Source organism: Roseobacter sp. AzwK-3b (genome assembly GCF_000170875.1).
GTDB classification, from domain to species: domain Bacteria; phylum Pseudomonadota; class Alphaproteobacteria; order Rhodobacterales; family Rhodobacteraceae; genus Roseovarius; species Roseovarius litoreus.
In genome coordinates, this window is record NZ_ABCR01000002.1 from 293,320 (window position 1) to 306,715 (window position 13,396).

General features: G+C 57.3%; 11 protein-coding genes and 1 pseudogene. 7 read left to right on the plus strand and 5 right to left on the minus strand.

Going from position 1 to position 13,396, the window contains the following annotated elements; all coding sequences use genetic code 11:
* Positions 1 to 74 precede the first annotated feature (74 nt).
* The 5 genes from RAZWK3B_RS05595 (at position 75) to RAZWK3B_RS21095 (ending at position 7,271) form a co-directional block, all read left to right on the plus strand.
* Positions 75 to 533, plus strand: coding sequence for a (2Fe-2S)-binding protein (locus RAZWK3B_RS05595; protein ID WP_007813077.1), 459 nt, complete (start codon positions 75 to 77; stop codon positions 531 to 533).
* Between the two features lie 3 nt (positions 534 to 536).
* Positions 537 to 2,780 (plus strand): xanthine dehydrogenase family protein molybdopterin-binding subunit, encoded by a 2,244-nt coding sequence (locus RAZWK3B_RS05600; protein WP_037295103.1) that lies wholly within the window; start codon positions 537 to 539, stop codon positions 2,778 to 2,780.
* 291 nt (positions 2,781 to 3,071) lie between these two features.
* Positions 3,072 to 4,511 carry a DUF6880 family protein gene (locus tag RAZWK3B_RS05605; RefSeq protein ID WP_007813081.1) on the plus strand — a complete coding sequence of 480 codons (1,440 nt, stop codon included), beginning with the start codon at positions 3,072 to 3,074 and terminating at the stop codon, positions 4,509 to 4,511.
* Between the two features lie 139 nt (positions 4,512 to 4,650).
* Positions 4,651 to 5,889 carry a tyrosine-type recombinase/integrase gene (locus tag RAZWK3B_RS21595; protein WP_007813082.1) on the plus strand — a complete coding sequence of 413 codons (1,239 nt, stop codon included), beginning with the start codon at positions 4,651 to 4,653 and terminating at the stop codon, positions 5,887 to 5,889.
* A 503-nt stretch (positions 5,890 to 6,392) separates the two neighbouring features.
* Positions 6,393 to 7,271: a hypothetical protein gene (locus RAZWK3B_RS21095; protein ID WP_007813085.1), complete on the plus strand. Its 879-nt coding sequence runs from the start codon at positions 6,393 to 6,395 to the stop codon at positions 7,269 to 7,271.
* 526 nt (positions 7,272 to 7,797) lie between these two features.
* Here RAZWK3B_RS21095 and RAZWK3B_RS05620 read toward each other — a convergent pair.
* The 5 genes and pseudogenes from RAZWK3B_RS05620 to RAZWK3B_RS05640 all read right to left on the minus strand — a co-directional run.
* The gene (locus RAZWK3B_RS05620) at positions 7,798 to 8,019 is read right to left on the minus strand and encodes a hypothetical protein (protein WP_037295181.1); all 222 of its coding nucleotides are present in this window, start codon (positions 8,017 to 8,019) and stop codon (positions 7,798 to 7,800) included.
* A 2-nt stretch (positions 8,020 to 8,021) separates the two neighbouring features.
* Positions 8,022 to 9,655, minus strand: a protein-coding gene (gene tnpC / locus RAZWK3B_RS05625; RefSeq protein WP_085977132.1) for an IS66 family transposase whose coding sequence is annotated in 2 segments (ribosomal slippage) — positions 8,022 to 9,079 and positions 9,079 to 9,655 — 1,635 coding nt in all. Because the reading frame shifts where the segments join, the coding sequence is not laid out codon by codon here.
* A gap of 60 nt (positions 9,656 to 9,715) precedes the next feature.
* The gene (tnpB, locus tag RAZWK3B_RS05630) at positions 9,716 to 10,066 is read right to left on the minus strand and encodes an IS66 family insertion sequence element accessory protein TnpB (protein WP_007813093.1); all 351 of its coding nucleotides are present in this window, start codon (positions 10,064 to 10,066) and stop codon (positions 9,716 to 9,718) included.
* Positions 10,063 to 10,467 (minus strand): IS66-like element accessory protein TnpA, encoded by a 405-nt coding sequence (gene tnpA / locus RAZWK3B_RS05635; RefSeq protein ID WP_007813095.1) that lies wholly within the window; start codon positions 10,465 to 10,467, stop codon positions 10,063 to 10,065. The genes tnpB and tnpA overlap by 4 nt, the downstream gene beginning before the upstream one ends.
* 182 nt (positions 10,468 to 10,649) lie before the next feature.
* A pseudogene (locus RAZWK3B_RS05640) lies at positions 10,650 to 11,315 on the minus strand (tyrosine-type recombinase/integrase); the annotation flags it as partial.
* Between the two features lie 760 nt (positions 11,316 to 12,075).
* On the opposite strand from RAZWK3B_RS05640, the gene RAZWK3B_RS05645 reads away from it, so the two are divergent.
* Complete coding sequence (locus RAZWK3B_RS05645) at positions 12,076 to 12,789, plus strand: hypothetical protein (RefSeq protein WP_198133251.1); 714 nt, start codon at positions 12,076 to 12,078, stop codon at positions 12,787 to 12,789.
* A 256-nt stretch (positions 12,790 to 13,045) separates the two neighbouring features.
* Entirely contained in the window at positions 13,046 to 13,345 is a 300-nt protein-coding gene (locus RAZWK3B_RS05650; protein WP_007813100.1) for a hypothetical protein, read from the plus strand.
* Positions 13,346 to 13,396 lie beyond the last annotated feature (51 nt).

The window sequence follows — 13,396 nt, forward strand, 5'->3', positions numbered from 1 at the left end:
CCGAGTTGCGCTGACGGGCATAGGTTGTGGTTATCGCAAAGCAAGCCTCGTCCACCAGCCGACCGGAGAACGCCATGGACCTTAAGATAAACGGCACCAACTACACGGTCGACCTGCCCGGCGACATGCCACTGCTCTGGGTGCTGCGGGACGGCCTGAACATCACCAGCGTGAAATACGGCTGTGGCATCGCCCAATGCGGCGCCTGCACTGTCCACATCGACGGTGAGGCAGTACGGTCTTGCCAAGTGGCGCTGTCCGATGTCTGGGGCGAAATCACAACGATCGAGGGGCTGGGAACGCCCGAAGCCTTACATGTCATTCAGGCGGCGTGGATCGACCATCAGGTGGCGCAATGCGGTTACTGCCAGTCTGGCCAGATCCTGCAGGCCGCTGACTTACTGGCCCGCAACCCGCAGCCGACAGATGAGGATATCGACGCTGCGATGTCGGGCAATCTGTGCCGCTGCGGGACCTACCCCCGCATTCGCGCCGCCGTCCACGCTGCCGCCAGCGCAATAAGGGAGATATAAGCTATGGGACGCGTTAGAACCATTGCCCGCCGCAGTTTCCTCATCGGGTCCGCCTCAATTCTCGGTGGGGTGGCTTTTGGGGCCTATTTCGTCACGCGCCCAACGCCAAACCCTCTACTTAAGGGATTGGCTGAGGGAGAGGCCGCACTGACACCTTTCGTCAAGATCACGCCACAGGGCATCACATTCATCGTGCCCCGTGCAGATGTGGGCCAAGGCATTGCCTCGACGCAAGCGATGCTGATCACCGAGGAGTTGGACATAGATCCGGCCACCGTCACGCTCGACCCCGGCCAGCCGCATCAGGCTTACTTTAACGGGACTGTCGCCGCTGAGAGCCTTCCTTTCCCAGCATGGGAACAAGGTTTCGTAGCCAGCACGGTGCGCGAGTTGATGGGCCATGTCGCACGGCTGACCAGTTCTCAGTTCACCGGCGGTTCGTCCTCGGTTGCGGATTTGCACGAGACCCTGCGCATGGCGGGGGCTACCGCCCGCGAAACCCTGAAAGCTGCCGCTGCGGTCCGCACCGGTGTACCGCGTGCTGACCTGAGGACTGAAAACGGACACGTCATTCTGCCCGACGGTACGGGCATTCCCTACACCGATCTTGCGGCACAGGCAGCAGCTATTGAGCCAGTTACTGACGTAACACTCCGCTCCACCTCCGAGTGGACGCGCCTGGGCAAGCCCTATCAGCGGCTCGATATCGTCGCGAAATCCACTGGAACACAGGATTACGGGATCGATGTGGTGATGCCCGGGATGCTGCACGCGACCGTGCGCGCCAACCCCGGTCGCGGCGGTGGCATGGCGGGCTACAACGCCGATGCCGCTCTTGCGATGCAAGGCGTGCGGTCGGTGGTCGAGGTGAACGAAGGTCTTGCAGTGATTGCCGACAACACCTGGTTCGCGTTTCAGGCGGCACAGGTGCTGGAGGTCGACTGGTTGCCCCCCGATTATCCCGCCAGTTCCGCCGAGATGTGGCAGGCGCTGTCGGATGCGCGCACGGACAAGTTCCGCAACAGCCGCCTGCGCGACGATGGCGATGTCGAGGCAACGCTTGCCAACGCCACGGTGATCGAGGCCGAATACCGCTCGCCCTTCCTTGCACACGCCGCGCTCGAGCCGCTCAGTGCCACGGTGCTGGTGCAGGCTGAGAGCATTACGATCTGGACCGCGACGCAGATCCCCGCTGTGGTGCGTGACGCAGCGGTAGAGCTGACCGGTGTCGATCCATCCCGGGTCACCGTCCACGCCCTGCCCGCTGGCGGCAGTTTTGGCCGCAGGCTCGACCACGACTATGTGGTGCAGGCGATCCAAATCGCCGCCACAATGCCCGACACACCCATCAAGACGACATGGAGCCGGGAAGAGGACATGACCCACGACTTCCCCCGCCCCCTGCACATGGCCGTTGGCCGAGGCGCCGTTGGAAATGGTCGCGTATTGGCCTATGACCTCGACAGTATCAGCCCTTCACTTGTTTCCTCGTGGTTCGGACGGATCTTCATCGTACCGCCAGGGCCTGATACCATGCTGGTCTGGGGTGCCTACGACCAGCCCTATGCCATCCCAAACTACCGCGTGACCGGCTATGCCGCGCCGCCGATGATGCCGATTGGCTCCTGGCGCTCGCCCGGGGCCTGCTCCAACACTTTCTTCCACGAGAGTTTCTTGTCCGAACTCATCCACGCCGCCGGCGCAGACCCGCTAGAGGAACGGCTGCGTCTGATCGCCGACGCGGACAGCCGCCGCGTTCTGGAGGCTGTGGGCGAAATGTCGAACTGGTCCGGTGCTGATATTGGGCCAGGACGCGGGCGGGGCATTGCCTTTGCCCACACCCATGGCGTGCCCGTGGCCGAGGTCATCGACGTGACCATGACAGACCGTGGCATCCACATCGACGAGGTCTGGATCGCCGTTGATTGTGGCACCGTCTTTGACCCGGTCAACGCTGAGGCCCAGCTTACCGGCGCAGCCATCTTTGGTCTTGGTCACGCGATGAATTGTGAGCTGACCTACGAAAACCATGCGGTGCAGCAGACCAATTTCCATGCATTCGAAGGGATGCGCCTGGACCAGACGCCGCTATTCCACACACGGCTTTTGGAGCGCGCCGAGAAGGTTCGTGGCCTTGGAGAACCTGCCACAGCGCCCGCAGCACCCGCGCTGGCTGACGCCATCTTTGCCGCGACGGGCCAGCGCCTGCGCGAAATGCCGTTTAATAAGTCCGTAGATTTCGCGTGATCGGCCTTGATGCAATGCTTGGACTGACAAATAGGGATTTTCATTCATTTCGCCGTTCGATGGGGCAAAATACAGGCGGGAACCACCAGAGGCCAAGACTACACGTCCTCACAAATGTGCTTTGTTTTACCCGCCGTGTTCAGATCACTGTGTTTTCAGTTTGTGGTTCAAACACTGTGTTGGCGGAATTTTGGTGAAACACAGTCAGCGACACAGACTTTGCTTGAACTGGGTTCACTTTGCCACACTCTGTGTTCATGTTAGGTTGGTTACAACCACTTGAGCTAATCCATGTCGAAGAAAACCCTGAACAAGAAAAATCTGGAAAACTTGGGCGCGGAAAAACTGGCTGAGCTCGTTATGGAGCTGGTGCAGGGCAGCGCGGCTTTACAACGACGCGCTCGGATGGAGTTGAGCGCCGCACAGGGTCCTAAAGAAATCGCCGCTGATGTTCGTAAACGACTTGCGTCTCTAAGACGGTCGAAAAGCTGGATAGACTGGCGCAAACAACGTGCGCTGATCAAAGACCTCGATGCCCTGCTGGAAATGATTGAGACCAAAATTGCGCCACATGATGTCAATGAAGCTTTTGAGCTCGCGTGGGCTTTCCTCACCGTTGCCCCTGCTCTGTATGAGCGCACCGATGATAGCAATGGCGCTATCGGGGACGAGATGTCCTTTGCTGTGCGCCTGATTGAGAAGATCGCACCAGAAGTGCAGCTTGACTCCGAAGTGCTGGCAGAGCGCATATTGGATGCGGTTGTTGCAGCTGGCTACGGGGAATTTGATGGCATTATTCCAGCTACTGCGCCGATCTTGGGTAACGCTGGCCTTGAGCACCTCAAGAAGATTACCCAAACCTGGGCTGAAACACCGCCTCAAGCGCATGAGTTGGAACGCTATCGGTCATGGGGTCTCAGCTCGACCACGCCTGAAGAGATTGTCCAGCGGAACCGAAAAAGCACCAGTTCTCTTATTTTGGCCGATATTGCCGACGCTCAGGGTGATGTTGACGCCTACATGGCCCGCTACACTGACGAACAGCTCACCTACGGTACGATTGCGCCCGATGTGGGCCGTCGGCTTTTAGATGCCGGGCGAGTAGATGAGGCAATGCAGATTATCGTCAACTCGCGCGAAGCTGAAAAAGGCGGTTCGTATCGTATGTTCCGGTATGACCTCGATGCTGTGTATGAGGAATGCTTGGAAAAACTGGGCCAGACCGACGAACTCAAGCAGCACTTGTGGGACACATTTACCCAAACTCTGATGGAAAGCGCCCTGCGCAAATATCTCAAGCTGCTGCCGGATTTCGATGACATTGAAGCTGAGGAGCGAGCATTAGATTTCGCGGAGCAGTATCCATATCTCAGCACGGCAATCAGCTTTCTTCTAAAGTGGCCAGCACCAGCCCGCGCGGCCAAAATCATTGAAGCCCGTGCTGATGAATTGGATGGCAACAGCTATTACACCATGACGGAGGCAGCAGACGCTTTGGAAGCTGAGTATCCGCTGGCTGCTACACTGATGCGCCGGTCAATGATCGAAGACACGCTGAATGGAGCGAAACACAAAAGGTACCGTTACGCAGCAAAGCACTTGGCCGAATGCGCTGCCAGTGATGCAGCGATCGCAGACTATGGCAATTTTCCCTCGCACGAACAGTTTTTGGCAACGTTGAAAGCTGATCATAGCCGCAAGCACGGGTTTTGGGGATTGGTCAGCGATTAATGCTGCGTTGCAGGTTCTGTGATGCAACACACATCTATAGCGCCCCGCTCCGCTCGTCACACTGTAGGTACAGCTGAAAAGCACACTTTCATAGACTTGTTGGTGCTTTGAGCCATATTGTTGCTGCGAGGAGCATTACATGCGGCAACTGCGGGACGACACACATCTGATACTAGACGGCGAGGTGCGTGTGTATCGCCGTGAGCGCAGTCGGCGTTGGCAGGCTGCGTTCAGCATTGACGGGCATACGATCCGCGTCAGCACGGGCAAGCGTGACTTGGCTGAGGCCAAAGAGTACGCCCGCGATACTTACCTCGAATACAAGTTCCGCCACAAAAACGATCTGCCCATCGTCACCAAGAAGTTCTCTGACGTGGCCAGACTGGCGATTGTGGATATGCGCAAGCAGCTGGACGCGGGCTTGGGCAAGAAGGTGTACAGGGACTACATCGTCTGCATTGAACGCTATCTGATCCCGTTTTTCGGCGCTCAGTATGTCACGTCAATCAACTACGAGAAAATCCAGCAGTTCTACGAGTGGCGGCGGGAACGTATGGGGCGTGAACCGAAAGCCTCAACGTTGAACACCCACAACTCCGCCATGAACCGTGTGTTTGAAGAAGCTGTGGCGCGGGGATTTCTGGCCCACAAAGATGTGCCCATGCTGGCCAACAAGGGTGAGGGCAGTGAGCGCCGTCCTGACTTCACACGCGATGAATACCGAACACTGATCCGCAAACTGCCCCATTGGATCAAGCAGGGCAAAGCGGGCAAGCCAACTGATATGCGGTATCTGCTGCGTGACTATGTGCTGATCCTCGCAAACACCGGCATACGACACGGTACAGAGGCGCTGAACCTGCGCTGGAAGCACATCACGCTGTTTGAAGAAGGCGGCCTTCAGTACTTGGAAATGTCGGTGCGAGGCAAAACAGGCAGGCGGGACATCATCTGTCGTTCAGGCACCATCAACTATCTGCGTCGCATCCATGAACGCTCAGAAGACATCAACCACATACCATTTGAAGATTTGCTCCGTCAGCGTGTGGATTTGCCCGTGTTCCGCTTGCCAAATGGCACTGTGTCAAAGAACCTGCATCAAACGTTTCGCGCCTTCGTCACAGAAACGGGGCTGATCACCTGTCCACGCACAGGGCAGAACCGAACGCTGTATAGCCTGCGACACACCTATGCCACGTTTGCTCTGCTGAACGACGGGATGGACATACACGCACTGGCCATACAGATGGGCACGTCAATCGGCATGATTGAACGCCACTACAGCCATTTGACGCCGCGTCTGAAGAAGGACATGCTCACAGGCAAGCGGCATGATTTGCCAGCGGACGAGTTTCTGCAGCGATATAAATCACAGTAGTTCCTTAGTAGTACTCGGCTGCTTAACAGTAACGTCGGGGTAAAGGGCGCCGCTGAGCGTCAAGTTCTATGGTTGTTTCGGCCCAAACCGGACGTTGGTGGGTCGCGCAGCTAAGTTCTGGTCTGAGCCCACACTGACCGATGCTGCGCCGCACATGAATGTCCGGTCTCCAAGCAACGGCCACAAATGTGACAAAACCAAACCGAGTTTTGCCAAGGGTTTGTGGCACGAGATTTTTCTACGATTTGGATGGGGTTTCGCGAAGTGACAGAAACCACCGTTTTTGGCATTTTGATCTCAAAGACGCACAAGTTTGAATTGCTGGCTGGCCGAGCCTTGGTCAAATGCTTCGGAGCGCAAAGGACCGCATCTTTCAAACCCTTGAGGCGTAGACTCGTCTCTTGATCGCGGACAGTTACATATGCAGGCTGACAGGGATGTTTGGCCCAAAAGAGATGACACCCATGAGACATAGATCTTCAGACGAAAGCTTTCACGCGTGCATGGGCCACGTCTACAAAGCAATTATCGCTGGTCTTTTTTCTTGCCTGCCAACCTTTGCGATTGGCGAAGAGCCCGATGCCCGGGACGCCATCCGCTATGTTGCAGAATTTGCAAGGTCCACGCCATTTACTACTGAGGCTCTCTTTGTTCCCAATTGGGATGTTGACGTAAGGATCAACGGTAGCGACTTCCGCTTAGATATTGGAGCGGGCGAGGACCTGAAAGACCTGTGTATCATTGAAGAAGTGGTTCCGACGATAGGCAGATTCATCGCGGAAGACCTGATGTGCGACGGGACTTTGAACGTACTGAAGATCGCTGAGTTCGGGAAGACTGTTCCCCGCACCCTAAACGCCATTCCCAAGCAACAGGCTCGATTTGAAGCCGATGTACGGTTCTTGGCGAGATCGATCGCTGCTCTGTCTCTTGCAACTCCCGATGCGGCTGCAATTGAAAAATTCGAGTTTCCCGATCCCCTTCCAATGGAGAGCGATCCAGGCGAAGACCTTGCCGCCATACTCGCCTCAGATATTCCTCTGCTCAAGAGCCAAGGAACAGTGGCTGAAGGAAAGTATCATTTTTTTTGGGTCGAGATTTATGAGGGCTACAGATTTCAGCGCATTGCTTCGACAGAAGACAAAAATGGACAGCCACTAAGCTGCTTGGACATGATCATCACGCCGGAGTTGAATGCTCTTGGCTATCATCGCATTCAGTTCGAAGCACCGAACTGCCAACTTGATAGGGCGGGATTTTATCGCGTGACGTCGGATAACCAATTCGAGCCTCTCGAATTGAGTGCTGACGAACGCGCCAATTGGATCAACGGGTTTTCGCGTATCTTGCATCACTGGGATGCCCGCGAAAACTCCAAGTAAGCCAGGGCCATGTCGCGACCTTGTACCTTCTGCTCGGTCTTTTTGCCGAGCGCGTGACCGCGGCGACACGAACGAAGATGTAAGGGCGCATGGTCTTTCGATCTGTGCGACGTTGAACACAGTGTAAGCTTGCATGGAGGGGATTTTGCGTTCCTCGCAGCCCCCGTAGTCCTGCACTTCGGTCTTTGTGATGGTGTTGGCATATCCTGAAATAGCCAACTTATCTTTACATAAAACGCATTATAGGTCATACATCCTGACATAAATCAGAAGCCCTCTTCTCAGCTTTGCATTGTCGGTGCTAGGTTCTGTGCAAGGTTTGTGGCCGGGACACAAACCACCGTTTTTGACGGCGTCCATTTCCCAGAAGCAGGCATTGGCGCACCCGCAGACACGCTCAGGCCCTGCTTTTTCAAATCATGGATCAAAACGATCTCCCTCAGTCCTTTCACCTATCCGCCCCTGTCAGTTCCTCATTCCAGGGCATCAGGCCTTATATAAGCATCCGGCGAAGGCCACAGCGAGGTCAACGCGCGCGTTCGCGGTCCATTTCGATGAACTCTTGCAGGTTTTCAATCCCGAACGGAGTGAAGGCGATGACGCTGTCGTCGCCAGGGCCGTAGACCCAGATCACTCCATCTTCGGTTTCCATGTCGATGGCGAGATCGAAGATCCGGTCGACGGTTTCGCCCAGTTCGGCTGCAACGCGGTCGATGGTCTTGACGGAATACACCTTGTTGAGCTGCATGATCATGCCGCCTCAGCGAGGTGCCACGACTTCCAGTTCCATGGCAGAAGGTCATGGATGCGCGAGACGGGCATGTCGGGCAGCCGGGCGAGGACATCGGCAAGCCAGGCCTGTGGGTCGACGTCGTTCATTTTGGCCGTGACGATGAGGGTATACATGGCGGCGGCGCGTTCACCGCCGCGCTCGGATCCCGCGAAGAGCCACGACTTTCTGCCCAAGGCCACGCCGCGCAGGGCGCGTTCGGCCGCATTATTCGTCAGGCAGATGCGCCCGTCATCGAGGAATGCCGTGAACGCCTGCCAACGACCGTCTTTCTCGAACATGTAGTTGATCGCCTTAGCCGCCTTGTTGTGTCGGGACAGTTTCGCACGCTCTGCCAGCAGCCAATCATGGAGATTATCAACCAGGGGACGGGAGAGTTTCTGACGGGCGGCAAGCCGGGCATCGGCATCCAGCCCATTGATCTCGCGCTCGATGTCGAAGATGGCGTCGATCCGTTTCACCGCTTCCAGCGCGACCGGCGAGATTTGATGGCTGGGTTTGCCCTTGCGGACGTTGCCCGCGATGTCGGCCAGCTCGAAGAACTTCCGGCGGGCATGAGCCCAGCACAGCGCACTGGTCACAGCCCCCGCATCACGGTCGGCGCGATAAAGATCGTTGTATCCTCCATAGGCATCCGCTTGCAGCACGCCTTGCCATCCGGCCAGGTGCTGATTGGGATTGGTTGCCGCACGGTCGCGGGTGAAGTGGAAGACCGCCGCCGGCGGTGCGCCACCATTCCAGGGCCGGTCATCACGGACATAGGTCCAGAGCCGGGCCTTTTTTGCGCCGCCTCGCGCCAGAAGCGGCACGGTCGTGTCATCGCCATGCAGGCGGTGAGCGGCACGCACATGGCTCTCGATCAGCGCATGGAGGGGCTGCAGCGCGACAGTCGCGTGCCCGACCAGGTCCGCCAGGGTCGACAGGCTCAACTCGACGCCTTCACGGGCGAACCGCTCGGCCTGCCGGTTCAGCGGCTGGTGCTGACCATATTTCTCGAAGACGAGCATGGCGATCAGGCTGGGCCAGGCCATTCACGCGGGATCGCATGGAACGGGGCTGGCGGCTGGCTGATCTTCTCGCAGGCCCGGCAGGTGAACTTCTCACGCACGGTCTGGATCACCTTCCATTGCCGTGGGATTACCTCCAGCGTCTCAGTGACATCTTCGCCCATCTTCACGAGACGATCCGAGCCACAGCAGGTGCAGGTGGCAGGTGCCTCAACGACAACCCGCTCGCGCGGCAGGTGATCGGGAAACGGCTTGCGCACAGGACGGCGACGCGTGAAGGCGCGCACCGTGGAGGCGGCCTTGTCGGCCGCCTCCTCGGCGGCCAGGGCATCCTCGGTTGCCGCTGTTTCCAGTTCTTCAAGCTGCAGTTCCAGTTGATCAATCAGCCGCGAGCGCCGTTCCGACGAGATGCCGTATTTGTCTCGGCGCAGTTTGGCGATCTCGAGCTTGAGCTCCTGGATCATCGCTTCCGAGCAAGAGACAACTGCGCGGGTCTGTGCCAGCTCGCTTTTCGCAACCTCCGCACGCGCCTCGGCAGCGGCCAGGGCAGCGCGTAATTTGGCGAGTTCGGAGGCGGCGTCAGACATGGCCAATATTTAGCAACCGGGGCCGCGGAACACCAATAAAAACAGGCCTGTCAGTGCAATTTATCCAGCCTTTGCAGGGCGTTGCGTCCAGCGTGGATTGCGCCAGTCAATACCCTCCAGAAGATAGCCCAACTGTGCCGCCGAGATCTGCACCGCCTGGCCAGACCGGCTCACCGGCCAGATGAACTTACCCGCTTCTAAGCGCTTCAGATACAGCGACATGCCCACGCCGTCATGCCACAGGATCTTGACCAGATCGCCCTTACGACCCCGGAAGCAGAATATCTCACCCGCATGGGGATCGCGGCCGAGCCCCTCCTGCACCTGTAGCGCCAGCGTGTTCATGCCCCGCCGCATATCGGTGACGCCGCCCGCAATCCAAACCTTCACGCCCGCCGGAAACGCGATCATTGTCTGTCCACCACGGCCAGGATCCGCGCAAGCGCTTCGGGCTCCACGCCCACCGGCACGATGACCCGCCGCCCGTTCGGCAGAGCTATCTCAATCTGACAGTCCGGAGGCGGACAGGGATCAACTGAATGGGTCTGTGGCGCGGGCGCTTTCGTCACGGTCACCGGCGCGAACGATATTGGACGAGAAGACCCAAGCTCACCGTTTCGATACTGCCGCCGCCAAGTCGTCAACAGCGACCGGCAAATGTCGTGTCGCCGCGCTGTGGCTGCCACCTGACGGTGGCCGATAAAGCTCTCCTCCACAATGCGCAGCTTGTCATCATCCGACCAATACCGGCGGCGTTCACCATCGGCAGCAGACAGAACTTCGATTTGAGGGCGGTTGATAACGTCGGACATAAGGGCGGACTTACCATCGAAGCGAACACAAGTTCAGACGGCCGCCCCCGGAGGCTTACGGCCTTATGGCCTGCGCCAGCGACAATTCCGAATACGTGAAGTTCGGAATTGCCCCTGACGCTCACGACTGGGGAAAATTCAAACGGCAGTTTTGGGGAGATTACGTCCGGCGATTACATCGTGACGCCAGCCATGTGCTTGGCCGAGCTGAACGCTCGGTTCAACTGACGCGGTGAGATCGGGTTGATCTTAGGCTTGCCCGGGAAGAGCCAGCCCTCCGGGCGCGCCCCACGCCACCATGTGCGCAGCAAGTCCAGTAGTCCCGGCGACAGCATCACCTTGCGGTCTTTCTGGCCCTTTCCCTGCTCGACGTGGATCAGCATCCGGTCACTGTCGATATCACTGACCTTGAGGTTACAGACCTCGGCGGCCCTGAGCCCGGCGCCGTAAGAAATGCTGAGCGCAGCCCGATACTTAAGCCCTGGCCCGGGTGCCGCCATCAGGATGTCGGACACCTCCTCAACGCTCAGAACGACGGGCAATTTCCGCGGTTCGGTGCGGAATTGCATGTAGCGCTTCATCTCCTCCCGCCCGCAGGTCATGCCGAAGAAGAACCGCAGTGCCACGATCCGAGCGTTGAAGGTTGACGCCGTGACCCCCGTGTCCGTCATGTGGAGTTGATAGGCGCGCAGTTCCTCCGGCGTCGCAGTATCAGGTGAATGGCCAAGGAAGGCGGTGAAATCCTTGATCGCTCGAATATGAGCCTTCTGGGCTTTATCGCCCATGCCGCGGATACGCATGTCTTCGATCATCCTCTGACGCAGCGGGCTTACTCTCTCCTCTGTCATGGGAACCTCCTGTCTGATGATTGAGAAGGCCCCAATCGTCAGGCAGGTCATCAAGAACGCAAAATGCGCGCCGAATTGGTCAGATCACAACATTCACAAAATGCGCCAATGCCGCGGAGCGGCTTAGTCCGTGGGCCCAAAACCGCCGCTGGCCAATATCTACTGAAGTTTGGTGATAAGACACTTCGACAAAAATATTTTCAGTCGCTACCCCGTCGACGAAGGCAATGCCTTAAACGATTTCGGGCATGCGATTTGCGCCGTCGATTTGAGTTGAATCAAGAGTACAGTCAACTGGTGGCCTGCTGCGTGGGAGCAACATCGTGACGAAGAGGCGATGATGACAAAAAGTGACGATAACCCCATCAGCCCCGTAGAGCGGCTCAGAGAGGCCTCTCGTTGCGGCGTTCACGGCGGTGGTGGGGGCATCGACCGGGCAAGGGTCATCCCTCTTGGAAGCATGGGATGCGGTCGCAGGGAAAACCGATTCGCTGCTGCGCTCGATTGCCGACGGGTTCATCGCCACCTATGCCCACGCTGTGCCAGGCAGCTGCCGATCTCGATGCCGCGGTAAAACGGAAGGCGCGCGATCACCCCGTAGCCCGCGTCACCTTCTCCTTCACTGCATCACGAAGACCGAGTATAGCAGGCTGCTTTGGGCTCTGAGGATCTCGTCAGAGCCTCGAGGTTATTCAGACATCCCTTAAGCTTGCCGACCGTAACGAGCTGTGGCAAGTTTAAGGTTTAATCGGTGATTTCGATGGATAGAGCTGAAAGATCTTCAAGGAACGCAGTGTTCCTCAAAGTCTTCGTTTTCGCCACGTGCTTGCCTATGGCAACAGCATGGGCCTGCCCCGAGCCGACACAGCTCATTCAGGACAGACGAGACGCCATGGGAGATTTGCGACTGCACCACAGGCTCGAACGCGAAGAACTGTGGGGATATTACGAACAGCAGATCGATGATGCGCTCGAACAATTGCATGCAAATTGGGCAGAGAGACGGAGCCGGTTGGAAGAAGCTATTGGCAAAGCTAGGTCGCACAGACAGCCAAAGCGTGCCGAAGCCCTGGTTGCTCGGAAACAAGCCGGGCTTAAGGAACTGAACGAAGACGTAAGCTTAATCAGGAACAGTTTACGCTCCGCAAGGCTCAAAGAAATGACTTCTCTGCATGAACGGCAGCAGAATGAGCGGAGCGCGAGGCGGGAAATGCTTCAGAAACGCATCAATCGAGCGAAAGCACTCTGTGGCATCGTAGGCGCGATCGCAGGTGAGAATGAGGAACTCGCAAAGTCTTACATGGACGGTCTTTATGGGGCCTTCGGGCCAGGGGCGATGCCGGATGTGGATGCCACCATAGATAGGTCTGAGGGATCATACTTCAGGCGTATTTTTGACTTTACCTCAGACCACTTAATTCGTGTGGCGCCGAAGAAGGACACTACCGTTTTTGGAACCGGTATCAGGGGCTGAGTGTCCTTCGTTGGTTGGATTGAACTAACGCCACCCGAAGTATCCCCGCGACCGCCGGTTCCACGGCTCACGGCCAGCAATCTGCTACAATCGGCTGCCACCAACGCAGCGCAGGCAGCATTAGCGTGTACACAATTCCCTATTCTTCTAACACGCTAAGATGGTGAGTACGACAAAACCGAGTACCAGTTTTCGGAGGAAACGTGTTTTCCGTCTTTAATCCGGTTGGCGCCCGCGTGAGTGAACGGCAGAGCTTATGCAAAACGAAAGAACTATCGACAACTCTGACGAGCGCAACTTCCCGACCGTTGCGGAAATAAAGGAAAGGGCATGCGTCAACTATTGGACGGACGCGCGACTGGCAATTCTGGACCTCAAATACGAAAAGCTCGTGTCGGCCCTGCGGTTTCGACGCAACATCATTATCGCCGAGATCAACGCTAGTTGGCGTGTAGCAAGACGCGTCCAGCAATCGGTTTACCGTTTGCATGGAAACATGCTGACGAAGGAATGGGGGTGCAGTCAAAAAAAGGGACTGCGTGCCTACCACCAGTGAGCTTGCTCCAACAATTCTTGATGCCCACATGGCAAGGATGCGGCGCAGCAA

Coding starts and splice junctions, on each gene's coding strand:
- tnpA (WP_007813095.1), bottom strand. CDS start 10,467: ATGTCCGACGTTATCAACCGCCCTCAAATCGAAGTTCTGTCTGCTGCC.
- RAZWK3B_RS21595 (WP_007813082.1), top strand. CDS start 4,651: ATGCGGCAACTGCGGGACGACACACATCTGATACTAGACGGCGAGGTG.
- RAZWK3B_RS05650 (WP_007813100.1), top strand. CDS start 13,046: ATGCAAAACGAAAGAACTATCGACAACTCTGACGAGCGCAACTTCCCG.
- RAZWK3B_RS05620 (WP_037295181.1), bottom strand. CDS start 8,019: ATGCAGCTCAACAAGGTGTATTCCGTCAAGACCATCGACCGCGTTGCA.
- RAZWK3B_RS05605 (WP_007813081.1), top strand. CDS start 3,072: ATGTCGAAGAAAACCCTGAACAAGAAAAATCTGGAAAACTTGGGCGCG.
- RAZWK3B_RS05645 (WP_198133251.1), top strand. CDS start 12,076: ATGGATAGAGCTGAAAGATCTTCAAGGAACGCAGTGTTCCTCAAAGTC.
- RAZWK3B_RS05595 (WP_007813077.1), top strand. CDS start 75: ATGGACCTTAAGATAAACGGCACCAACTACACGGTCGACCTGCCCGGC.
- RAZWK3B_RS21095 (WP_007813085.1), top strand. CDS start 6,393: ATGGGCCACGTCTACAAAGCAATTATCGCTGGTCTTTTTTCTTGCCTG.
- RAZWK3B_RS05600 (WP_037295103.1), top strand. CDS start 537: ATGGGACGCGTTAGAACCATTGCCCGCCGCAGTTTCCTCATCGGGTCC.
- tnpB (WP_007813093.1), bottom strand. CDS start 10,066: ATGATCGCGTTTCCGGCGGGCGTGAAGGTTTGGATTGCGGGCGGCGTC.